24 protein-coding genes and 1 pseudogene are annotated in these 21,175 nt (G+C 51.9%); 21 read left to right on the plus strand and 4 right to left on the minus strand.

Going from position 1 to position 21,175, the window contains the following annotated elements:
- Positions 1-5: 5 nt before the first annotated feature.
- Both ACOYW2_RS29450 and ACOYW2_RS29455 read right to left on the minus strand, forming a co-directional pair.
- Positions 6-539, minus strand: a complete 534-nt coding sequence (locus ACOYW2_RS29450; RefSeq protein WP_482768915.1) for an ImmA/IrrE family metallo-endopeptidase — start codon at positions 537-539, stop codon at positions 6-8.
- Positions 539-1,042 (minus strand): helix-turn-helix domain-containing protein, encoded by a 504-nt coding sequence (locus ACOYW2_RS29455; protein ID WP_482768916.1) that lies wholly within the window; start codon positions 1,040-1,042, stop codon positions 539-541. The genes ACOYW2_RS29450 and ACOYW2_RS29455 overlap by 1 nt, the downstream gene beginning before the upstream one ends.
- 438 nt (positions 1,043-1,480) lie before the next feature.
- Here ACOYW2_RS29455 and ACOYW2_RS29460 point away from each other — a divergent pair, with 438 nt between their 5' ends.
- From ACOYW2_RS29460 to ACOYW2_RS29515, 12 genes are all read left to right on the plus strand, one after another.
- Positions 1,481-1,954, plus strand: a complete 474-nt coding sequence (locus ACOYW2_RS29460; RefSeq protein WP_482768917.1) for a hypothetical protein — start codon at positions 1,481-1,483, stop codon at positions 1,952-1,954.
- Between the two features lie 162 nt (positions 1,955-2,116).
- Positions 2,117-4,504, plus strand: a complete 2,388-nt coding sequence (locus ACOYW2_RS29465; protein ID WP_482768918.1) for a phage/plasmid primase, P4 family — start codon at positions 2,117-2,119, stop codon at positions 4,502-4,504.
- A 437-nt stretch (positions 4,505-4,941) separates the two neighbouring features.
- On the plus strand, positions 4,942-5,391 hold the full coding sequence (locus tag ACOYW2_RS29470) for a transposase (protein WP_482768919.1): 450 nt from the start codon (positions 4,942-4,944) through the stop codon (positions 5,389-5,391).
- Entirely contained in the window at positions 5,381-6,715 is a 1,335-nt protein-coding gene (locus tag ACOYW2_RS29475) for a site-specific DNA-methyltransferase (protein ID WP_482768920.1), read from the plus strand. Before ACOYW2_RS29470 ends, ACOYW2_RS29475 begins: the two co-directional genes overlap by 11 nt.
- Positions 6,712-7,461 carry a hypothetical protein gene (locus ACOYW2_RS29480; RefSeq protein WP_482768921.1) on the plus strand — a complete coding sequence of 250 codons (750 nt, stop codon included), beginning with the start codon at positions 6,712-6,714 and terminating at the stop codon, positions 7,459-7,461. The genes ACOYW2_RS29475 and ACOYW2_RS29480 overlap by 4 nt, the downstream gene beginning before the upstream one ends.
- Positions 7,458-9,383 carry a terminase gpA endonuclease subunit gene (locus ACOYW2_RS29485; RefSeq protein ID WP_482768922.1) on the plus strand — a complete coding sequence of 642 codons (1,926 nt, stop codon included), beginning with the start codon at positions 7,458-7,460 and terminating at the stop codon, positions 9,381-9,383. Before ACOYW2_RS29480 ends, ACOYW2_RS29485 begins: the two co-directional genes overlap by 4 nt.
- A 4-nt stretch (positions 9,384-9,387) precedes the next feature.
- Entirely contained in the window at positions 9,388-9,582 is a 195-nt protein-coding gene (locus tag ACOYW2_RS29490; protein ID WP_482768923.1) for a helix-turn-helix domain-containing protein, read from the plus strand.
- 63 nt (positions 9,583-9,645) lie between these two features.
- Complete coding sequence (locus ACOYW2_RS29495; RefSeq protein WP_482768924.1) at positions 9,646-9,882, plus strand: terminase gpA endonuclease subunit; 237 nt, start codon at positions 9,646-9,648, stop codon at positions 9,880-9,882.
- A gap of 51 nt (positions 9,883-9,933) precedes the next feature.
- A complete protein-coding gene (locus ACOYW2_RS29500) occupies positions 9,934-10,110 on the plus strand; it encodes a hypothetical protein (protein WP_482771115.1) in 177 nt (58 codons plus the stop codon).
- A 74-nt stretch (positions 10,111-10,184) separates the two neighbouring features.
- On the plus strand, positions 10,185-10,622 hold the full coding sequence (locus ACOYW2_RS29505; protein WP_482771105.1) for a terminase gpA endonuclease subunit: 438 nt from the start codon (positions 10,185-10,187) through the stop codon (positions 10,620-10,622).
- A gap of 234 nt (positions 10,623-10,856) precedes the next feature.
- Positions 10,857-11,639 (plus strand): hypothetical protein, encoded by a 783-nt coding sequence (locus ACOYW2_RS29510; protein ID WP_482768925.1) that lies wholly within the window; start codon positions 10,857-10,859, stop codon positions 11,637-11,639.
- Positions 11,639-12,154, plus strand: coding sequence for a hypothetical protein (locus tag ACOYW2_RS29515; protein ID WP_482421155.1), 516 nt, complete (start codon positions 11,639-11,641; stop codon positions 12,152-12,154). Before ACOYW2_RS29510 ends, ACOYW2_RS29515 begins: the two co-directional genes overlap by 1 nt.
- 634 nt (positions 12,155-12,788) lie before the next feature.
- Here the strand turns inward: ACOYW2_RS29515 and ACOYW2_RS29520 are convergent.
- Entirely contained in the window at positions 12,789-13,451 is a 663-nt protein-coding gene (locus ACOYW2_RS29520) for an HNH endonuclease family protein (RefSeq protein ID WP_482768926.1), read from the minus strand.
- 5 nt (positions 13,452-13,456) lie between these two features.
- A complete protein-coding gene (locus tag ACOYW2_RS29525; protein WP_482768927.1) occupies positions 13,457-14,686 on the minus strand; it encodes an AAA family ATPase in 1,230 nt (409 codons plus the stop codon).
- 381 nt (positions 14,687-15,067) lie between these two features.
- Between ACOYW2_RS29525 and ACOYW2_RS29530 the strand changes: the two genes are divergently transcribed.
- The 9 genes and pseudogenes from ACOYW2_RS29530 (at position 15,068) to ACOYW2_RS29570 (ending at position 21,174) form a co-directional block, all read left to right on the plus strand.
- Complete coding sequence (locus tag ACOYW2_RS29530) at positions 15,068-15,289, plus strand: DUF6148 family protein (protein ID WP_092216030.1); 222 nt, start codon at positions 15,068-15,070, stop codon at positions 15,287-15,289.
- Positions 15,290-15,421: 132 nt separating this feature from the next.
- A pseudogene (locus ACOYW2_RS29535) lies at positions 15,422-16,863 on the plus strand (phage portal protein).
- Positions 16,856-17,635 carry a S49 family peptidase gene (locus ACOYW2_RS29540; protein WP_482768928.1) on the plus strand — a complete coding sequence of 260 codons (780 nt, stop codon included), beginning with the start codon at positions 16,856-16,858 and terminating at the stop codon, positions 17,633-17,635. Before ACOYW2_RS29535 ends, ACOYW2_RS29540 begins: the two are co-directional and overlap by 8 nt.
- Positions 17,548-18,084, plus strand: a complete 537-nt coding sequence (locus ACOYW2_RS29545) for a hypothetical protein (RefSeq protein WP_482768929.1) — start codon at positions 17,548-17,550, stop codon at positions 18,082-18,084. The genes ACOYW2_RS29540 and ACOYW2_RS29545 overlap by 88 nt, the downstream gene beginning before the upstream one ends.
- Positions 18,085-18,161: 77 nt before the next feature.
- On the plus strand, positions 18,162-18,485 hold the full coding sequence (locus tag ACOYW2_RS29550) for a head decoration protein (protein WP_482768930.1): 324 nt from the start codon (positions 18,162-18,164) through the stop codon (positions 18,483-18,485).
- A 40-nt stretch (positions 18,486-18,525) separates the two neighbouring features.
- Complete coding sequence (locus ACOYW2_RS29555; protein WP_482768931.1) at positions 18,526-19,530, plus strand: major capsid protein; 1,005 nt, start codon at positions 18,526-18,528, stop codon at positions 19,528-19,530.
- 62 nt (positions 19,531-19,592) lie between these two features.
- On the plus strand, positions 19,593-19,790 hold the full coding sequence (locus ACOYW2_RS29560) for a DUF7210 family protein (RefSeq protein ID WP_482418977.1): 198 nt from the start codon (positions 19,593-19,595) through the stop codon (positions 19,788-19,790).
- Positions 19,791-19,840: 50 nt separating this feature from the next.
- Positions 19,841-20,920: a DUF5675 family protein gene (locus ACOYW2_RS29565; RefSeq protein WP_482768932.1), complete on the plus strand. Its 1,080-nt coding sequence runs from the start codon at positions 19,841-19,843 to the stop codon at positions 20,918-20,920.
- Positions 20,917-21,174 (plus strand): hypothetical protein, encoded by a 258-nt coding sequence (locus ACOYW2_RS29570; RefSeq protein WP_482768933.1) that lies wholly within the window; start codon positions 20,917-20,919, stop codon positions 21,172-21,174. Before ACOYW2_RS29565 ends, ACOYW2_RS29570 begins: the two co-directional genes overlap by 4 nt.
- The last annotated feature ends 1 nt before the right edge of the window (position 21,175 follow it).

Consider the following 21,175-nt stretch of genomic DNA (forward strand, 5'->3'; position numbering starts at 1 on the left):
TGACGCTAAATCAAACAATGCGAGATGATTCTAATACGCTTTAATGCATCGTAAATTCTTAACCTTGCTGCGCAGATTTTTTCAAGATTTGCCCCGTTGATATCCCCGTAACGATAATCCTTGCAATTGTTATAAATTTCTTCGAGGTTGAGGCGACCTTCACTATCCATTTGGTGCAAATCCGCCGAAGGCGCCCAGAAAAGAAATCCGATAATCCCTGCATCTTTTTCAATACTGGCGTTGCTGAAGAAGTTTGCATGGAGTGGTGCATTGTGTGGGTAGACATGGCCGAGGCCGATGTGGCCCAGCTCGTGGCCTATGGATAGGGTAAAGTCAATGTCCGGCTGGTGAGGGTTGTACAAAACGACCTTTTTCCCATCATAGTGGAAGACGCAGGCGTTTTTCACGGAGTGGTCCTTGAGTACCACGATGCCGTTTCGCTCTGCCAGTTCGATCAGGTCGTTTTTTGAGAAAGGTTTTTTATTGAAGCCTTGCCAGTGTGTTTCAAGATCAAAAATCTGTCTATAGATGGATCCCACTAAAATCCCCGTTTTGCAAATTCATCCTTGATTCTTTTTTCCATCTCTTCAAAGAAGCTGCACGCCTCCTTGTAAAAGCCCTCCTCGGTAAACTCTCCTTTCATGAATCGTTGAATCAGCTCTGGTTTTTCCTTCGCGTCACGCCCACCGGCAAAAGACATGAAGCCTGTAATGCCATAACGTTCAGCAGCCACCCTGGCGATGGACCATGCGCGCTCTTCAATGGGTAGTTTCATGATCTCATCATACCTGGGGAAGGGGCCGCTCTCCTCTCCTCCCTTGCCAAGCAAAATGTAATCCGTTGAAACGTCCAATATGTCTGCAAGTTGAGTCAGGTTTTTGCCCTTTGGGATGTATTTGCCTTTGGTCCATTTATGGACGGTGTCCCAGCTCTTAAGTCCCAAGCGACGTTGAATTTCTGCCTTTGAGATCTTCCTCTGTTTGAACAGCTTTTCAAGGCGTAAACCCACCTCTTCTTTGATTATTTCAGAATCATTTTTCATAATACTGTCTTATAGAATCATATTCTATATTTATCAATCCATTGTAGCTCTCTTGACATATGGATTATAAATCTATAATCTCTCGATTATGAAAATCACGACACTATCAAAAAGAGCCGGGGTGCATCCAACAACCCTTTATAAGGCAAAGGCCGGACTCACTTTCATATCCCCCAAGCTTGCGGAAAAGCTTGAGTCCATTACCGGTATCGAACGTGGCAAGTGGATTTGGCCTGACAAGTACGGTGATCCCTGGAAGCAACTAAAGGGTGTTGAGTGATTGTTTGACGTTTGATGATTGCCTCCAATTCGAGGTGGCTTGAGATGGATTCTGCGAGAGTGTGTTGATGTCTCGTGTACGGATTTCTACTCTTTATCACCTCTTTGTATGAGGAGATCGCATCAAGGACTACAGAAATTTTTCAGGAGGTTTTGGGAATGGTTTTAGGTGACACGGAGCGTGATGAGATCACCAACGAAGCCAATGCAGCGGTGAAGCACCGTTGCTTGAAGTCGGAGGTGGTCAAGCAGATCGCAGAGCGGATGTCTCTTTCAGAGGCGACCATTTACGACTACCTGGCAGGCCGAATCAAGATGAACCTTCGCCTTTTAAAGGCGGTGGTGGCGGTGACGGAAGATCCGTTTTTGATGAGGTATCTGGAGCCGGAAGGCATGAGCCTGGTCACGAAGGAGGATGTCTTCTGCCCCACGGATAACTGGGACAAGGAGTCTTTTGACGTGGTGTCGGCTATTTCGACGCTTCGGGAGAAGGCCCAGGAGTTGATGACCAACGGTAAGCCCACCAAAAATGCCCAGCTTGAACTGCTGGCGAGCTTTAAGCAGTGCCGCAGGGAGCTGGACGAGCTGGAGGCGTTGATTTTGGGGCGGGTAAGTAAGGAGAAGGCCGCTTGACTGAGAAGCGGTGGATTTCATTTGAACAAGAGGCAAAAGAAAAGGCCCCGACAGCTGGCACTGTCGAGGCCCTAAAAGTGTACTAAAAACGTAAGGAATATTTAACACACGATTCTGCTCTGAACAAGAGAAAAGTTGTGTTGTTGGAAAGGCTTAATTGATATGGGTATCGCCCTGGATAAGTTGACTGAAGCCCAAAGGGCCGACATTGCAAAATCGCTGTTCTGTGTGGACGCAAAAGCATCAACTGAGGCGGAACTTCGGGGCCTGTGCCCCATTCATGAGGAAACGAATCCCTCCTTCAGTTACAATGTGAAAAAAGACGTTTACCACTGCCTTGGGTGTCAGGCAAGCGGCGACCTGGTGAAGCTGTACAGCCTGTGCCGTGGCCTGGACGCCAAGGATGGGTTTAAGGCCTTTTTGAATGAATACGGTATTGAGACCGACCGCAACGCGTCTGCCGGATCCCCGACGCCCCACCAACCCAAACCAAAAACAAAAGCCAAGGCAGAGCCCGAAGCGGACGCCCTTGATTACACCACCATGCGGGAAGCCTGGGCCAAGTTTCCGCCCCTGCCCGATTCCTGGGTGGAGCGCCTGGCCCAGACCCGCATGTGGACCCGGGAGGCCATCGAGGCCCTGGGCCTTCGCATGCAGACCCACCGTCAGGACAGCAAGACAGGGGAGCTGGTTTATATCAGAAACCCGGAGTGGCGGAAGATCGCCTTCCCCATCCATGAAGACGGGGAGCTGGTGAACATCATCCTCTACAAGCCCGGGGCGTCCGAATACAAGATGGTCTCCTGGGCCAAAGGCTTCGGCCAGACCCGGCTGTTTCCCCCGGCCCCCCTTAAGGAAGGGCCCGTCCTCTACGTGGAGGGCATCACCGACGTGGTGTGCGCGCTCTCCATGGGGTTCAACCCCATTGCCAACACCACCAAGCCGAAGAAGTGGGCGCAAGCTCACCTGAACCAGCTTCTGGACCGGGACATCATCGTGGCCCGGGATTGCGACCAACCGGGCATGACCTACGGGGACGTCTCCTGTCAGAACCTCTACACCGTGAGCCGGACCCTGAAGCTCATCAACTGGCCCGGCTTCATGGGGCGGCGCGACGACGGACAGTGGCCTGAGAAGCACGGGGAGGACCTCACCGACTTTTTTGCCAAGCACGGCCAGACCTCTGACGACCTGCAAAACCTCATCGACCATGCCGAGCCCTACGTCATGAAGGACTCCGGGGAGATCTCCTGCGCCCGGGATTTTTTTTCATATGGGGTAGGGGACCGGCTCTCCTTCAAGCCCCGGCTCTTGGCGGAGCGGATCCTCCAGGATCTTTCGCTTCTGAATGACCCGGAGACGGGCCTTCTCTACAAGTGGGAGAAGACCCACTGGGTGGTCTTCAAGGAGGACCACGTCAAGAAGCGGTGCATCAAGCTGCTTGGGGAAGAGTCCAAGGCCAACCGGGTGAGCGATGCGGCCCTTCAGGCGCGGATGCTCAGCACCATTCCCCACGGCAGGGCGGTGAACGATCAGGACGATTGGGTGTGCCTTGAAAGCAGCATGCTAAATTTAGAAACCCTTCAAACCCGGCCTCACCACGTGAGCTATTACAGTACCTGCTGCCTCCCCATCGACTACGACGGCCACAACAAGGCCCAGCCCGAGCGGTGGTTTCAGTTTCTGGAGGAGACGATCCAGAACCCGGCGGTCATCGACCAGCTCCAGGAGTTCTTCGGATACTGCCTCACCCGGGACACCCGCTACGGCAAAGCCCTTTTTCTCTTCGGGCCGGGGGCGGACGGCAAGTCCACGGTGATCAAGATCCTGCGTCACATGGTGGGCATCCAGAACTGCTCTTCCATCGGATTTGCGGACCTTGAGGACCAGTTCCTGCGGTCCAGCCTCTACAACAAGCTGCTGAACATCAGCACGGAGGTGGGGGCCAAGGCCTTGGACAGCCCCTTTTTCAAGGCCATCGTCACCGGGGATCCCATCACGGCGGCCTTCAAGCACCAGGACGCCTTTGACTTTACGCCCTATTGCAAGCTGATCTTCGCGGCCAACAAGAAACCCCGCGTCCTGGACAACTCGGACGGCTTCTTCAGGCGGGTGTTGCCTATCCAGTTCAAGCGGCAATTCCTGGGCAAAGACGCCGACACAGAGCTTGAAGAGAAGCTCCTGGGGGAGCTGTCCCAGATCTTCGCATGGTCCCTTGAAGGCCTCCATTGCCTGCGCAAGCAAGGCGGCTTTACCCGATGCCAGGAAACCGACGACCTGCTCATGGAATACAAGTTCAGCAACAACCCGATCCTGAGCTACGTGGAGGACCGGTGCGATGTGGGCGAGTCGGCGGGATACACGTCAAAAGACAAGCTCTTCGGCAGCTATACCGAGTGGTCACGGGCGCGCAATTTTGCCCCCATGAACTACGACAACTTCTTCCGGGAGCTGTACCAGGCCATTGATTGTCTGGCTCAGTATCGAGCCCGTGACGGCAAAAAGAGGGTGCAATGCGTCAAGAACATCTCCCTGAAGATTATCTCATGATGCGGCCCTCGATCCCCGCACCCCTTGAGTGCAGACAGGGCGCCTTCAAGGCCTCGAAGTGGTCAGCCCCTGGTCAGGGGTTGGTCAACCCTGACGCTCGGACCCCTGACCGGATATCCGCTGTAAAGTCAGGTTGATAGGTGGGGTGGTCAACCCGGTCAGCCCTCCACGCCACATATTGCGTGTGCAGGCGTTAAGAGGCCCCCTGAAAAGTTTTCTGTTTTCTGAAAAAAAGGGCTGACCACCCTGACCAAATAAAAGAATTCAGGGACTTAACCCCTGACCGTATCGTTTGACCGGGGTTGACCGGGTTGACCGGTGAGGGAAGGGGGGCCGAAGAGGCCCAAGCGGCTTGGGTCCTTCTCAGGCTTTGCCCCATGCGGGTACGAATGAGCGCGATAGTTCTTCGCACTTAAATTTTAAAACGAGCTGGAAAAATGGAAACCACTGAAAACACAGCAACGGCAATCAACCCCGGCACACCGGCAACCTTCACGGCAGCAGACGCCCTGGCGGCCTTCGGGCCTGAGTTTCTGGATGCCGGGTTTTGCCAGGACTGGGTTCTGCGGCGGCTTCATCCCGCCGGTGTCTTTTGTCCCGGATGCGGGGCGGAAATCGAAGGTGACAATCGGCTGCAACGTTTCTGGAGCGGCCTTCGTCTGACCTGCCCGGCCTGCGGGAAATTCTTTACAGCGCTTACGGGTACGTTTCTGGCCCGGAGTCAACAGAGCTTCACGGAGCTGGTGCTTTTGGCCTTCCTCCTTGAGGCCGGGTTCTCGAACACAGAAACAGCACGGCTCGTCCGGAACCATCCCAATACGGTTCGTATGTGGCGACTGAAGTTTGAAACACTCAAAGAAGTTGAAAGTCTGATTCATGCACATTGAATTTTTAGAAGTCGAGACGCTCGTTCCTTACGTCCGGAACCTAAAGAACCATCCCAAGGGCCAGGTTGAAAAGATCTGCTCGTCGATCGAGGTCTTCGGGTTTCGCATCCCGCTCCTGGTGGATGATGACCTGGTTATCATTTCTGGTGAGGGAAGGCTTTTGGCTGCTCAGCAGCTTGGAATGGCAACCGTCCCCTGCATCCGCGTGGCGGACCTGACCCCGGAGCAGATCCGGGCCTTCCGCATTGCGGACAACAAAGTGGCGGAGTCCGATTTCAATCTGGACGAGATCGCCCTGGAGCTGAAGGAACTGGCGGATCTCGACTTTGACCTTGAAGCCACCGGGTTCGACTGCTCGGAGATTGATCACCTCATCGGGGACCTGCTCCTGGAATCCGGCCAGACGGATCCCGATGCTGTGCCCGAGGTGGACGAGGTCGCAGAATCCCGTTGCCAGGCCGGGGACCTCTGGATTCTGGGTGAGCACCGGCTTCTCTGCGGGAATGCCGTGGAGCATGAAGATTTCTTAAAGCTCATGGATGGCGAGTCGGCCCACATGGTGTTCACCGATCCACCTTACAACGTGGATTACACAGGCGGCACCGAGAAGAAGCTGAAAATTGAAAACGACAACCTGAACAACCAGAAATTTTATGACCTTCTCTTCGGTGCGTTTACCAACATGTGTGAGCACACTGTCCCTGGTGGCGGCATCTACGTTTGTCATTCGGACGCGGAGTGGAAAAATTTCAGGGAGGCCCTGGCCAACTCCGGCTGGCTCCAGAAGCAGTGCCTCATCTGGGTAAAGAACGGCTTTGTGCTCGGCAGGCAGGATTATCACAGCAGGCATGAGCCCATCCTTTACGGATGGAAGCCGGGCGCGGCCCGTCGGTTCGGGGGAAGAAAACAACAGAGCGTCACTGAGAGTGACTCCCTGATGACAATCGAAAAAGAGGAAGACGGCCAGTCCATTTTAACGTTCACGGATGGAATCCAGCACATCGTGGTTCGGGTTTCTGATTATGAGCTTCTTTTCCAGGGGGGGGATGCGCTCACCTCCATATGGAACGTTGCCAAACCGCTGAAGAGCAGCGACCACCCCACCATGAAGCCGGTGGCCCTCATCGAACGGGCCATTCGCAACTCATCAAAGCGGGGGGAGATTGTCCTGGATTGCTTCGGCGGCTCCGGTTCAACCCTCATAGCATGTGAACGTACCGGCAGACGATGCCGCACCATGGAACTGGGAACCCATTACTGCCAGGTCATTGTAACGCGTTGGGAAGAATTCACCGGAAAAAAAGCTGAGGTTGTACGGATTTGACGGAACAAAAAGACACGCGAGATATCAACGACATTGCAGGGGAGCTGAGCGACCGGGATTTCAAGGTGCTGCTTAAAGCAAAGCAGCAGGCCCAGCTCCGGGTGGCGCAAGAGGCCACCGCCGAAAATGTCCGTACCTTAAACCAGATCAACAAAGCTTTGCATGACCTCGGCCAACAGAAAAAAGGGCCGGAAGAGATGTCGACTCCAACACTATCAAACCCGTTAGCCGTGACAGAGTATCTGAACGACAAGGGGTGGAAGGTTTCAAAGTCAAGTGTCTACGGGCATTTGAAAGAGGGGAAGTTAAAAGCGGTGGACGGGGTGTTCCACATCAAGGACGTGGAAAAATACGCAGCCCTTCACCTGAAAAGACAAGACGGCACCAGCCCGGCTGAGGAGGCGGGCCAGCTCCAGAAAGAAAAGCTGGAAGCTGAAACCAGAAAGGCGAAAGCCCAGGCCAAGCATTGGGAGATGAAGACCCTGGTGGAGTCGGGCCAGTACATCGACCGGGATCTCTTCAACGGGGACCTGGCGGCACGGGCGGCGATCTTCAGGAACGACCTGGAGACCTTCTTCCGGTCCAACGCCGGGGAGATGATCAAGCGAGTGGATGGGGACACAGTCAAAAATGCGGACCTCATCGATTATTGCCTGGAACGGATGGAGCTGTTTCTTGGGCGGTATGCGGAGCCCAAAAAATGGCCAGTTTTGAAGGTGGATATGGAAGGAGAAGACGCAAAATGACAGCAGAAATCATCGAGTTTACCGACGCCGAGCGCCGGATTTTCAAGGCAAAGGAGAAGGTGACCGTCTCCCAGTGGGCCGAACGGCATCGGCGGGTCTCCAAAGGCCCGGCCCAGGGGCAGTGGACCAACGACCTCACCCCTTACCTGGTGGAGCCCATGGACGCCTGGAACCACCCCTGGGTTCAAAAGATCTTTTTATGCTTCGCCCCCCAGACGGGGAAAACCCAGGTGGCCATCAACTGCATGGAGTATGCGGCGGATCAGGATCCTGGGCCTGCCATGTATGTGATGCCCGATGAAAAGGCGGTGAAGAGAATCAGCAGGCGCCAGATCCTCCCGGCCCTGAAGTCCACCCCCAGAATTGCGGAGCTTCTGAGCCAAAAGGCTGATGACGTCTCCACGCTCTCCATCAACTTCACCAACGGCATGGACATCATGATGGCCTGGGCCACCTCCCCTGCGGTGATGGCCTCGGAGTCCGTCCGGTACCTCTTCTTTGACGAGCCCGGCAAATACCCGGAGTTCGCGGGGAAGGAGGCAGACCCCATCTCCCTGGGCGAGGTGAGGACCAACGCCTACCCCTTCACCAAGAAGATTCTCTATTTCTCCACACCGGCTGAAGACGGGGACGCTTTCTCCCGGCTCATGGCAGAAGACGTGGAGCTGATGCACCACTACGAGGTGCCGTGTCCCATTTGCGGCACATTCCAGAAAATGGAGTTCCCAAGCATCCACTGGCCCAAAGGCTCCCAGGCAGACCCCAAGACCGTGGTCAGCCGAAAGTCCGCCCGGTACACTTGCACGAAGTGCGGCATGGATTGGGACGACATCGACCGGAACCGGGCCGTGAAAGAGGGAAAATGGGTACCGGAAAAAGAGGTCAATCGACCTGTGGCCGTGGGCTACCACCTGCCGTCCTGGTACTCTCCCTTTGTGAGCCTCTCCGATGTGGCCGCGGCCTTCCTGAAAGGCCTCCAGGACCCGGCCAAAATGATGGCCTTCGACACCCAGCACAAGGCCGTTCCCTATAAACCGGTGATGGCCACCACCGACGAAACCAAACTCCTGGACCACAAAACCGACCTTCCGCCGGGTATCGTTCCCAAGGAGGCTGTGGCGCTCACCTGCGGAATCGATATGCAGAAGACCAACTTCTATTTTGTGGTCAGGGCCTGGGACAAGGACCTCACAAGCTGGCTCATCCAGTACGGAACCCTCTCCACCTGGGACGATGTGGAAAACCTTGTGTTCAACACCCGATATGAGGTCCAGGACTCCACGGAGACCAAGGGGATCTTCCGGGCCGCCCTGGACACCGGCGGCGGCATCAACGCCGATGACGACTGGACCCGCACCGAAGAGGCCTACGAGTGGCTCAGGGACAACAGCAGGGGCGTGATCTTCGGGATCAAGGGCGCTTCCAAGACCCAGTTCCAGAAGGTCCAGGTGAAACTCATGGACAAGATGCCCCGGAGCAGCAAGCCAATCCCCGGCGGCCTGGAGCTGCGGCTCCTGGACACCCACCAGCTCAAAGACCTTCTGCACTATCGGCTTGCCCGAAAAGAAGCAGACCCCGAAACCGGCAGGCCAGCCGACGCCCAGCGGTTCTACCTCCACTCGGAAACCGACCTGGCCTACGCCAAGCAGTTCCTGGCCGAAGAGAAGCGCCGGGACAAGAAGACACGTAAGATCAAGTGGCAGCAGATCGGGGGCCGGGACAACCACCTTCTGGACTGCGAGGTCTACGCCGCCGCCTGCGCCGACTCGTCCTGGACGCCCAGCATCCGGTACCTGGCCAAGGCCCAAGAGACTAAGAAAAACGCCCCCAAACCAAAACCGGCCCCCAAGCAAGAGGCCCAGGACGTCCGACAAAGAATCACAGGAAATCGAAACCGGCCCAGCTGGTACAACAAGAGGTAACACGATGATTGAACGAACAGTGAATGTAATGGAAGCAGCAGAGATGATCTCTTGTTCACGGGCTCATGCGTACAGGTTGCTGGAAGCTGGGGAAATCAAGGGGTACTACACTGGGAATCGGAGGGGGCTGCGGGTGATTGAGCGGAGTGTGGAGGAGTTCGTGGAGAGGCGGAAGGAGGAGGCTAGGACGGAGGTTTAGGGGATGTCTACGCGTAGACATCCAATAATTTCAGATTGAGAAAGGGGGGGCAAATGTCAAGACGTGATTCCTTTTCCCGACCCCATTTCCTCTTTTCCTCCGGCCAAGATGATGGACTTTGACACCCAGCACAAGGCCGTCCCCTATAAACCGGTGATGGCCACCATCGATGAATCAAAACTCTTGAAATACAAAACAGATCTTCCTTCGGGTATCGTGCCCAAGGAAGCAGTGGCACTCACTTGTGGTATCGACATTCAGAAGAGCAACTTCTACTTTGTTGTCATGGCCTGGGACTAGGACCTCACAAGCTGGTTCACCCAGTACGGGACGCTTTCCAATTGGGGCGATGTGAACGCCTATGACGACTGGACTCGGACGGAAGATGTCTACGAGTGGCTGAGGGGCAACAGCAGGGGGGTAATCTTCGGGATCAAGGGTGCTTCCAAGACCCAGTTCCAGAAGGTACAGGTGAAGATCATGTACATGTTACCTCGAAGCAACAAGCCCATTCCCGGTGGCCTGTAGCTTCGGCTCCTGGGTACCCACCAGCCCAAAGACCCTCTGCATTATCGGCTTGCCCGAAAAGAGGATGGGCCGAAATCGGCAAGCCTGACGGCCCTCAGCGGTTCTACCTCCACTCGGAAACCGACCTGGCCTACGCCAAGCAGTTTCTGGCCGAAGAGAAGCGCCGGGACAAGAAGTCCAAAAAGGTCATCTGGAAAGAGATTGGAGGACGGGACTACCACCTTTTCGACAGCGAGGCTTATGCTGTTGCCTGTGCCGACTCGTTCTGGGCTCCCAGCATTCGGTTCTTGGCAAAGGTTGAAGAGAAGAGAACGTTAGCCCCTAACCCCAGAACCACTCCGAGACCAGAACCCACATCAGCCCCACAGGCAGATGCACGAAAACCCAAGGCAATCGAAAACGACCCGCCTGGTATAGCAAGAGGTAAAGGCATGGCAGAACGAACGGTTAATGTGATTGAAGCAGCTCAAATGATCCCTTGTTCACGGTTTCATATTTATCGGCTGCTATAGGCGGGGGGATTACGGGATACTACACGGGGAACAGAAGGGTTATTGAGCGGAGCGTTGAGGCGTTTGTGGAGAGAAGAAAAAACTACATATATAAAATTATATGCTTGAATTCTAATATGGAATTATTTAGTTTAACAAAAGTTAAATAACGTTTTGTGTTCAACAGTATAAATTGTTCACTCGAAAAAAAAAACTACATTATACAGGTAAACCTTTATTCATCAAAGTGTGCTCATGACAACTACAGAATATAAAAAAAACTTATTCGAGCCTTTTCGAATTACGGACGTTACGATTTCTTTTTGTTACTTACCTTATCCAAATATTGAACGTATGATATATGATTTCGAAAAAAAATTTTCATCTCTATTTGATGGGTGTCAAGCTGTTTCGACTAAGGTTAATGATAACGCATCACTTGACATTCCTCGTTTTTTTTTGCAAAGCAGAAGGTCGAGTAAAAGGTTAGAGGTTTCAATGGTTCGTGCTAAAATATTCTTTAATTTCAGGGATGCTGATTTTTCTATAATTAAAAATGCTTTAGCAAAAAATACATTGCCAATAATTAAATATATAGAGAATGACACAAATATAAGTATTGATAATATTGAATCAAATGTAGTAATTCAATTGCCCTTAAAAGAGAAAGAGTATAATATTGAAGAAAGTCTTTTTCAAAAGTATTTGAATATACAAAAACCATCTAAGGTAACGCAATCATCATTCATGTTTCAAGAAGAATGTGGTGAATTACTCAATACTTATTCGATAGGGCATTACGAGAGTCTTAAGTATAATTTGAAAGCTCCTGTTGAGAGTAATAAAAGTACATCCTACTTAAGAATAGATAGGTCTAACTCCACTACAGAAGAAAAGGGTGTATCTATAGGTTTAGGGCTAAAAAGTAAAAATCGCTTAAATGGTGATTCTAAGATTAATAGCTTTGAGTTATATGATAAAATCATCGACGCAACTATTAAAAAAGCCAAACAAGCCCCTATTAGGTTTACTGAATAATGAATAATAATTCTGATAATTCAAATAGCATTTATACTCAAATCTCAGATCTAAATCCATACCTGCACAATGATTCATATTCTCAGCACTATATCCGTGTTGAACAGAGCCAGGGTGTTGTGGAAGGGATTGTCTCAGATAGATCTAATCCTACATCCGTATCAGATCTTAGCGACAAACTTGATAGAGTTATTGATATGGTGGGCAGGCATACTGCCAGTGCAGAAGATCATTTTACTGAAACCCCTAAAGCCATACAAGAAATAGTTTTACAAAATAGTACTCTAATTTCTAAGGTAGACTTCTTACAAAATGAAGTGAAAAACAATTCACGAATTAGACGATTTAATTCGGTTGCTCTTTCATTTTTTCTGTTTTTTTCTTTAGCGTTCGTTTTAGATGTTTTTTTTAACTATAGCCTAAGTACCATTAGCTGGTACAGAATTGGTATGATTATATCATTAATTGTTTATGTTATTTCTCATAAAATTCAGGGATATTTGAATGAACTATAATGATTTTGAAAAAATAATTTATGCTTATTATTCAATGAAAACGTGTGATAAAATTTTAACAGCAATTGTGATTATTGCCTTTATGTGGTTTTGTTATTTGCTTGTGAAACAACTTTTCGTGTTCGTCGTTAAGACCGGTTTAAATCTAAGTAGTTTTTTAGATTTTATTACAACTTGTCTCGATATTTTCCGAAAGTATGAATTAAAAACTATGGCTGGGGCCATTAATTTCTTATCAACAATAAGTCTCGCAATATTGACATTTATTTCTTTTTGTTCTAACACATTGATTACGAGTATGCTAGGTATACCTAAATCTACTACTACATCACTAATTATGCTTTCTGTTTTTATTTTTGTAGGGTTTACAAGTATGTACTTGTTGTATACTTTTGATAAACTCAAAGAGAACTTATAGCTATTCTATTAATCTCAGGGAAAGGGGCCGCGTCTTGACATTGGACATTCTGGCAAGCCCCTTAAGATATATAGAATCTCTGGATTGTGATAATCTGCTACGGCCGGCTTTTTTATAATGCATTACAATCTTTTTGACCTTTATCCAGTTCGGCCTCAAACCGCTGATTAACAAATTGGGAAGCAATGAAAAGAAGTTGGCGACCCCTTTTTTTCATCAAAAATCAACCAAATCCTCAACTTTCCGTTTCAAAGGAGTATCACTAAGCAAGTGCCAACGCCAAAAAACAGAAAATGGGAATGAGACCTTTAACATCGCCTCAAGTCGACCTTTTGCATGTTTTTTTTCTTCATCTGAAAACCTTTTATCAACTATTATCCTTCGATAATCGAGAAAATTAAAGTAGTGGTTGAACAGTTTTTCCATTAATGATGAACGAGTAATTCCCCTTAGTGGAGTATTTGTTTCATTGTAACATTTATCTAAGAGGCCAATTGTGTTTATTGTTTTAATGTCTGGCGAAGAATTAGTCGATGTTACAGATATTGGCCCATCTGCATAACTCGGCATCAAACACTTTACTTCTTTAAATACATCTATACTATTATCACAACAATCTAATAGATTTGTATGTTTAGTGCCTTTAATACTGTTGCACCGCCCACAGGCATAATAAAGGTTATTCCAATCATACATTTTAGTCTTGTCACCCTTATGCGGATCAAAGTGTTCAATCTCTGGGGCTGATAACTCATCTTGTTCGCATAAATAGCACTTGCCGTGAAACATTGGCTCAAGAAGTTCTACAACTGTAGCTGTATTATATTGTTCATCATTCAAACAGGTTGGTGCGGGTAGCGATCTGGTTGTGTTAAACATTAATATTACTCCTGATCCAACAATGCATTAACGCCGAGCATATAATACGCTTTAGAACGACTATCTAGGTTGTTTTCAAATGGTTTGATACTGTTTACCAATTTCTTAAGATTTGTATAATCTATTTTCTGAGAATCGACCATCTTGCATATATCATTTATGATATCATCGAGTATTATGGATGTGGTTTTAGTTCCAAGTAGGCCTTCAGTTATTGAAGTATGAGAGTATATAGATAAGTCTTCGTCGATTGAAGTGTTCGTGTTTAAATCATATATTACAAAATCTTTAACGGAAGTAATTACAAAAGGAGAGTGTGTGGTTACTATAAATTGGACATTCGGAAATGAAGATGTAAGGAAAGGAAGAATTTTTCTTTGAAGTGAAATATGAAGATGTACGTCAATTTCATCGATAAATGCCGTTCCACCAAGTTCTTGAGGTGTTATTTTGAAGTATTCAGTTCGCATCAACAAATCAGCGTAAATATCAAAAATAGCAATATAGCCTGAAGATAACGTTTGAAATGTATAAGGCGCTTTTCCCTTTTGAAGTATAGTAAATTTAAGACTGTCAGAATCAAAATGCAATTTTGTTGTATCATCTTCCATAAGAAATTTAAGATTCGTTTCAAATTGTTCAAACCAAGAAGTTATCTTTTCCGAAAGCGCCGTGTCATTATCTTCCGCAAATGCTAAAGCCCTTCTGTTTCGGAGGTTAACCAAGTGCTGTTCTAAATGAGTTCCTGCATTATTACTTTTCCAAATATTATCTAATAGATTTTGATTGTTTTTTAATCCGTGTGCAGTTTCAGCAGGAGAAATATTCGCATTACGAGTAGATTCGAATAATTTAATTAAAGCAATCTTATCATCATACTGTGAAGAAAACTCGATATTATTGTAAAAGTCAATTTGGATACCATTAGTAATAGTATCCAACTCCTTTTGATAACGATTTATTATTCTCATCGTGGAATCGTGATATGATGTCCCTTTTTGTTGTGTTTTTAGATGTTCCCTTTGACTTTTTAAAGTATTATTAATTTGTTGGGTATCGGCTTGTTTTTTATTTGCAATAAGGATGTGTGTTTTTCTATAAAGCTCTTTTAATAGTGAAGTTTTACCAGATCCATTTGTACCTGTTATAATGAGGTTTGACCCATTTAAGCTGATGTCAATTTCCTTACGTAAATTTGGAATTTTGCCATTCAGACGTCTTATATAATGTCGCATTTTAATACCTTAAGGTTAGGTTTTAATTTTAGATATCCAATGTCTTATTGATGGAAATCAAGAGAATTTGCCTTCCTTTAATCTACCGTACTGTTTATATCTATCATCCCCGTTCATGTAAAGATAAAGACCTATCTTCCTATATTATTCCTGGAGAGTGATGTGTTAATTGTGTTTATAATCGATTGTACAAAATGGCTATCGTGTTGTTTCTCTTTGCTCTTATAGATATGTACGTAAACGTAGACAAAATTTTGTTAACCCAACCCCAACACCACCTTTTCTGTAGCTTTCCAAAATAAAGTGTCTCTCACGTCTCCCTCATCTCACACGTCTCTCACGTAACAGACACCCACCCCCGCCCCATGCCATAGTCTCCCCATGGCTATTTTCACTCTACAAGAACTCGACGAACAGATCGCAGCTTTCAAGCAGGCACTCCTCGCTATAGCTGCGAACCAATCCTATAAGCTTGGCAAGCGGGAGTTTGTTCGGGCTGACATCGATGAGATCCGGAAGACCCTTGTGTTTCTGGACCAGGAGCGGAGCAAGCTGCTTTCCGGTGCTGGGCCGAAGTTTGTCACGGGGAGGATCGTTCGATGACTCCTTTATTATATGGCCCGGATAATCGGCCTCTTTCGTCCTCATCGTCTGTTGCGGCCAATACCTCCTACGGCGTGCATCGGAAGGCGGGGGGGCACTGCCGGGACGTTGGCCAACTGGATGACGTCTCGGATGAACCGGGATTCTGAGCCCTATGAGCGCAGCACCATTGCGTCTCGGGCTCAGGACCTGGTGGCCAACGATCCCCATGCGGCGAATATTACGGACAGCATGGGGGTGAGCGTGGTGGGGACGGGGCTTCGGCCCCAGTCCCGGCCCAATTGGAAGCTGCTGGGGTGGAGTGAAGAGCAGGCGGAAGCATTTCAGACCCAGGCGGAGTGGGCGTTTTCCATTTGGGAAGCTGAAGCGGATGCCGGTGGACAGCTTGCTTTCTGGGAGATTCAGTTTCTTTCGGTTCAGTCTTTGGTGGTGAACGGGGAGTTTCTGCGGATCCCGGTGATGATAGATGAGCCGGGCCGGACGTTTTCCTTGGCCTTGCAGTGTGTGAATCCCCTTCGGATGTATACGCCTTCCGATTTGACTCAGGACACCAGCATCCGTGATGGGGTGGCTTTTGGTGAGAACGGGAGACCCTCGTCTTATTGGATTGCCAATCCGGATAACGGCTACACCTCCTACAGCCTTCCTTCGGCCAGCTTTGCCCAGGTTCCTGCCAGGGTGGGACATCGGCCCGGCGTGTTCCACTCCTTTGTAAAAAAGGAGGATGAGCAGGTGAGGGGGATCTCCCTTCTGGCCCCGGGATGAAGTTCTTCCGGGACCTGAACGACTACCTTGATTTTGAGCTGGTGGGCGCCATCGTGGCGGCCAGCTTTCCCGTCTTTATCAAAACCCCAAATGCAGAAGACGCGACTTCGGGCCGTGACATGAACGGAAACGAAGTGGCCGCCGGTGAACTCACACGCCACCAGGATGTGGTTGCGGGGACAATGATCTACGGCAACCCAGGAGAAGAACCCAAGGTTCTGGAGTCCAACCGACCCGGTAACACATTCCCAGAGTTTGTGGAGCGGATCCTTCGGGGGATCGGTGTTTCTGTGGGGATGCCCTATGAGGTTGTGGCCAAGGATTTTTCAAAGACCAATTATTCCAGCGCTCGGGCGGCCCTCATGGAAGCGTGGCGTGTTTTTGAATTTTACCAGAAGTGGCTGGTGGATCGATTTTGTCAGAAGGTCTGGGAGATGGTCCTGGAAGAGGCGTGGCTCCGGGGGATGATTACCCTGCCTGCCGGATCCCCTGATTGGTACGACGCACGTCATGCCTATAACATGAGTCATCCTGGATTCCCCAAACGAGGCGAGATCGACCCCCTTAAAACAGCAAGGGCTCACGACCTGGAGCTTCAAAATAATACCAATACACTTGCTGGCATTCTGGCGGAAAGCGGCCAGGATGTGGACGTTGTGCTTGATCAACGCGCACGAGAGATTCGGAAGGAGAAATCAGCCGGGCTCTTGCCTGAGGAGCCTACCCCAGCTGTGAAGAAAGCTAAGGCAGACGCGGCGGATGCCTTGATTGAAGAGACAGAAAAGGAAGAGGAGGGTGCCAATGCCTGAGCGACTGCATGGACGGCCCTGGGCCATCACCATGGATGCTTATGAGGCCATTTTGGCCCTGGTGGAATCCGGCAAGATCGATGCCTCCATGTTTGCCGATGCGGACGGGGAGGGCGCGGACCTTGAGGTCATTGACTCCGTGGCGGTGATCCGGGTGTCCGGGGCCCTTCAGAAAGAGCGGACCAGGTACTACTTCTGGCTGGATCGGGAGAGCACCTACGCGCAGATTCGCGAGCAGGTGGAGACGGCCCTTGGGGACTCCGGGGTGAAGGCGATCTGCTTTAAGGTGGGCTCCCCCGGCGGGGACGTGGACGGCGTGAAAGAGCTTTCCGACTTTCTCCACCGGGCGGCCCTGGAAAAACCCATCTACGCCTATGCAGACGGCCAGATGTGCAGCGCGGCGTATTGGCTTGCCTCGGCGGCAAAAGAGATTGCCGCACCCTCCACTGCCCAGGTGGGCAGCATCGGGGTTCGGGCCATGCACGTGGATCGGTCCAAGGCCCAGGAGAAGGGCGGGTACAAGGTGACGTACCTCACCGCCGGGAAATACAAGGCCATGGGCAACCCTTCGGAGCCCCTGGACGAGGAGTCCATCCGCTCCACCGGGTCATCCTTCACGCACCACTCAATTTCATTGATGACGTCGCCCGGAACCGTGGCGTGTCCACAGACAAAGCCCTCGCCATGGCCGATGGAAAAGTGTTCCTGGCGCAGGAGGCCCTGGAGATTGGCCTCATTGATCGCGTGGAGGAGAGCTTTGACACCTTTTTAACCAGAATCAAAGAGAAAGAGGAGGTCTTCGTCATGGAGTACGGAGAGTTTCAGGCAAAACATCCCGATTTGTACACCAAAGCAGTCAGCGAAGGCAGGGAGGCTGCCCAGAAAGACGTGACGGACCAGGTGAAAGCGGAATCCGAGCGGATCATGGGCATCGTCTCTGCCGTCGTGGGGGACGAGCAGGGCACAAAGCTCACCGCCCTGGTGAGCAGTGGGGCCACCGTGGCCCAGATCGAGGCCTTTGGCCAGGTGCTGGGCACGCCCGGGGCATCCGCCGAACAGGAAGAGGCCGACGCGGACGGCAAAGACAAGGCGAGCCGTCAGGCGATCCTGGACGGGCTTCAGTCGGCGCACTCCGATGGGGTGAGGCCCGAGGCCGGAGCCGACAACCTGACCACCGTGGATGTGGACAAGCAGGCTTCCGCCCTGGCTGCCCTGGTGTAGCCGGAAAACCCCTTTTAAACGTGAGGAGAGAAGATCGATGCAGCAGATGATTAAGCACGGGGATGTGATCAAGGATCGTGCCTTTCTGGGGTGACCATCCCGTTATCACGATGTCCGGCACCTTGAAGCAGGGCAGGGTGTATGTGGCCGGTGAGGTCCTGGGGCAGGTGACGGCGGACAAGAAGCTGACCGGGCTGGCCCCGGCGGCATCCGACGGCACCCAGGCAGCCATGGCCATCCTGGCCGGAGACGTGGACGCCACGGCAAGCGATGAGCCGTGCGTCATCGTGGCCCATGCGGAGGCCGTGGCAGAGGGCCTGGCCTGGCCCGAGGGCATCACGGCGGTGCAGAAGGCGGCGGCGGTGGCCCAGCTTCAGGCCGTGGGCATTTACGTAAAATAGGCCCCCTTGGGGGCATTGATCATAAGGGATAGAGGAACATATGGAAATTGCATGGAGAGTACTGACACGGGCGGTGGAGCAGCTGAAGACCCCGCCCCGGATGCTTCAGGACCTGATCTTTAAAGAGAGGAACACCAACGAAGCGGACACCATTGACGTGGACATCACCGTGGGAGGCCGGAAGCTGGCCCCCTTTGTGACGGACGTGGAGGGCGGCAAGATCGTGTCCGGGTCTACCCGGTCCCAGCGCTCGGTGAAGACCCCGCGTATCCGTTTGAAGGATCCCCTCACCGCCAAGAAGCTTCGCGGCGAGCGCGGCGCAGGGCAGCCTTTTTATGCCTCCGGGCCGAAGTCGGTGGAGGAAGCGGAGCAGTCCAAAATCATGAAGTCCATGAAGGAGCTGAAGGACAAGGTCCTCACCACCCTGGAGTGGATGTGCGCCCAGGCCCTCACCGGCAAGATCATCGTGGAGCAGGACAACGTTGCCTTTGAGGTGGATTACCAGATCCCCGAGGACCACAAGGTGGTGCTTACCGGGGAATCCAAATGGATGGGCGCCGATGCCGACCCCTTGAACGACATTCAGTCCTGGAACGACATGATCGTGGACAAGCTCGGGCGCGGGGCCGCCATCATGATCTGCGGCACCGAGGCGGCCAAGTGGCTCCGGAAGAAGGTGCCCAAGGACGAGTGGATGGACAGGACCAGGACGATCAGGCCGGCCGAGCCGGTCCTGGGGATGTCCTCCAACTACATGGGCAACCTGGGCGGCATTGAGATTTACCGGTACGGATCCTCCTTTGACGACGCCTCCGGGGCACCCCAGAAGCTCATCGAGGCGGACAAGATCTACATGGTGGCCACCGATGCCCGGATCAGCATCGAGTTCGGCAACATCCTGGACCTGGACGCCAACGTGGTGGGCGAGTTCTTCGCCAAGAACTGGAAAGAGAAAGACCCTTCCGTGCTGTGGAACCTGGTGGAGTCCCGGCCCCTGCCGGTTCTCTGGGAGCCGGAAGCGGTTGTGGAAGCGGACGTTCTGTAGACCCTTTTATCCCATTTACAGGCCTCCGGCAGCGTTGCCGGGGGCCATCAAAGGAGCATTCTGTGGCGAGTAAAAAAATCAAACTCAAAGAAATATCCCTGCTGAAAACCGTGAAACATGAGGGCGAATACTATCCTCCCGGTGAGGTGCTGACCGTACCTGAAGACATTGCAGATGAGCTGATCGCCCTGAAAGCGGCGGGGCCTGTGATGGCTGAGGTAGCGGTAAAGGAGTGTGAGCTCCTCGACGTGGACGAATAAGGCGGCAAGATGTCTACGCGTAGACATTCCCCCGAAAGGGCTTGAACGAGATGGACGCAACAACCTGGAAGGCCTTTGAGGTCTGCTCGAAGATCATGACCAACCACGGAACCTGGGTGGGGCTTGCCACCCTGGCCCTGGGGCTGTTTGCCGGGAACGGCTGGCAGCTTCGGATCCAGGAGCGGCTGAAGAGCAGCTTCCGGAAAGAGCTGTTCGGCAAGATGGAGACGGGCAAGCAGATCAACGACGCCCTGGACGGCCTCCTCATCGATCTGGATTGCGAGCGTGCCACGGTTTTTCAATATCACAACGGCAACCAGAACGCGGTGGGGGTTCACTTTGACCGGTGCAGCAACACCCATGAGCGCGTCCAGGTGGGGGCCTCGCCCCTCATGACGACCTTGCAGAGCCTGCCCAACTCCTTTTTTGCGAGCTGGAACACCGAGATGATGAAGATGAAGGAGATCCATTGCCCGGACCTTGAGACGGTCGGGAGCGGGATTTCGGGCTTTACCAGTTCCTGGCGGAGCAGGGCGTCCGCTCCTTTTATCTGGTGGGGATCTTCTCCTTTGACGGGGACCCGGTGGGCTTTGTGGGGATCCCAGCTATCGGAAGGGCACCCGGACCCTGCTCCCGGCGGAGCTGGACCGGCTCCGGGCCACCTCCCTGAAGATCTGCGGCCTGGTGCTGGCCGGGAAGGGGGAGGCGTGAGGCTCTCTCTGCTTCGCACGGAAACCAGCGACCAGGGGACCTTCGGGGTGATTATGGCACCGGACGGCAACGTCTACCGTACCCTGGAGCTTCCCTGGCGGGAGAACAGGCCGAACCGCTCCTGCATCCCTGCCGGGATCTATGAGGTGCGGTGGGTGTATTCGCCGAAGTTTGGGTGGTGCTACCAGGTGATGGACGTGCCGGGCCGGACCCACATCAAGATGCACTCGGCCAACTACGGCGGGGATGTGACCAAGGGGTTCCGGACACACCTTCTGGGGTGCGTGGCCCTGGGGATGTACACCGGGACCTTGGGGAACCAGAGGGCGGTGCTCTGCTCCCGCATGGCGGTGTCTGCCTTCAACCGGGCCCTTAAGCGAGAGCCTTTTACACTGACGATCAAGGAGCTTTACAGATGATTGAACTTTTAACGGGCTCGGCCTTTGGCCTTATCGGTTCTGTGGTGACAAACCTTTTCGGCCTGTTCAAGCAGCGGCAGGTGGACAAGCATGAGGTGGCCCTCCGGAAGATCGATCTGGAGGCCATGGACAAGGAGTATGAGTTCCGGGACCGATCGGCCACGCGGGAGGCGGACACGGCCCTCACCCTGTCGGCGGACGTTTTGATGAAGAGAGCTTCGGCCACGACGCGGCCAGCTACTCCAAAGGCGTGAA

It is taken from the genome of Desulfoluna sp. CLI2B, from assembly GCF_056847375.1.

What these genes read in the sequence shown, in the direction of transcription:
- ACOYW2_RS29455 (WP_482768916.1), bottom strand. Translation starts at nt 1,042, where the DNA reads ATGAAAAATGATTCTGAAATAATCAAAGAAGAGGTGGGTTTACGCCTT.
- ACOYW2_RS29460 (WP_482768917.1), top strand. Translation starts at nt 1,481, where the DNA reads ATGGTTTTAGGTGACACGGAGCGTGATGAGATCACCAACGAAGCCAAT.
- ACOYW2_RS29465 (WP_482768918.1), top strand. Translation starts at nt 2,117, where the DNA reads ATGGGTATCGCCCTGGATAAGTTGACTGAAGCCCAAAGGGCCGACATT.
- ACOYW2_RS29470 (WP_482768919.1), top strand. Translation starts at nt 4,942, where the DNA reads ATGGAAACCACTGAAAACACAGCAACGGCAATCAACCCCGGCACACCG.
- ACOYW2_RS29475 (WP_482768920.1), top strand. Translation starts at nt 5,381, where the DNA reads ATGCACATTGAATTTTTAGAAGTCGAGACGCTCGTTCCTTACGTCCGG.
- ACOYW2_RS29485 (WP_482768922.1), top strand. Translation starts at nt 7,458, where the DNA reads ATGACAGCAGAAATCATCGAGTTTACCGACGCCGAGCGCCGGATTTTC.
- ACOYW2_RS29490 (WP_482768923.1), top strand. Translation starts at nt 9,388, where the DNA reads ATGATTGAACGAACAGTGAATGTAATGGAAGCAGCAGAGATGATCTCT.
- ACOYW2_RS29510 (WP_482768925.1), top strand. Translation starts at nt 10,857, where the DNA reads ATGACAACTACAGAATATAAAAAAAACTTATTCGAGCCTTTTCGAATT.
- ACOYW2_RS29515 (WP_482421155.1), top strand. Translation starts at nt 11,639, where the DNA reads ATGAATAATAATTCTGATAATTCAAATAGCATTTATACTCAAATCTCA.
- ACOYW2_RS29520 (WP_482768926.1), bottom strand. Translation starts at nt 13,451, where the DNA reads ATGTTTAACACAACCAGATCGCTACCCGCACCAACCTGTTTGAATGAT.
- ACOYW2_RS29525 (WP_482768927.1), bottom strand. Translation starts at nt 14,686, where the DNA reads ATGCGACATTATATAAGACGTCTGAATGGCAAAATTCCAAATTTACGT.
- ACOYW2_RS29530 (WP_092216030.1), top strand. Translation starts at nt 15,068, where the DNA reads ATGGCTATTTTCACTCTACAAGAACTCGACGAACAGATCGCAGCTTTC.
- ACOYW2_RS29540 (WP_482768928.1), top strand. Translation starts at nt 16,856, where the DNA reads ATGCCTGAGCGACTGCATGGACGGCCCTGGGCCATCACCATGGATGCT.
- ACOYW2_RS29545 (WP_482768929.1), top strand. Translation starts at nt 17,548, where the DNA reads ATGGCCGATGGAAAAGTGTTCCTGGCGCAGGAGGCCCTGGAGATTGGC.
- ACOYW2_RS29555 (WP_482768931.1), top strand. Translation starts at nt 18,526, where the DNA reads ATGGAAATTGCATGGAGAGTACTGACACGGGCGGTGGAGCAGCTGAAG.
- ACOYW2_RS29565 (WP_482768932.1), top strand. Translation starts at nt 19,841, where the DNA reads ATGGACGCAACAACCTGGAAGGCCTTTGAGGTCTGCTCGAAGATCATG.
- ACOYW2_RS29570 (WP_482768933.1), top strand. Translation starts at nt 20,917, where the DNA reads ATGATTGAACTTTTAACGGGCTCGGCCTTTGGCCTTATCGGTTCTGTG.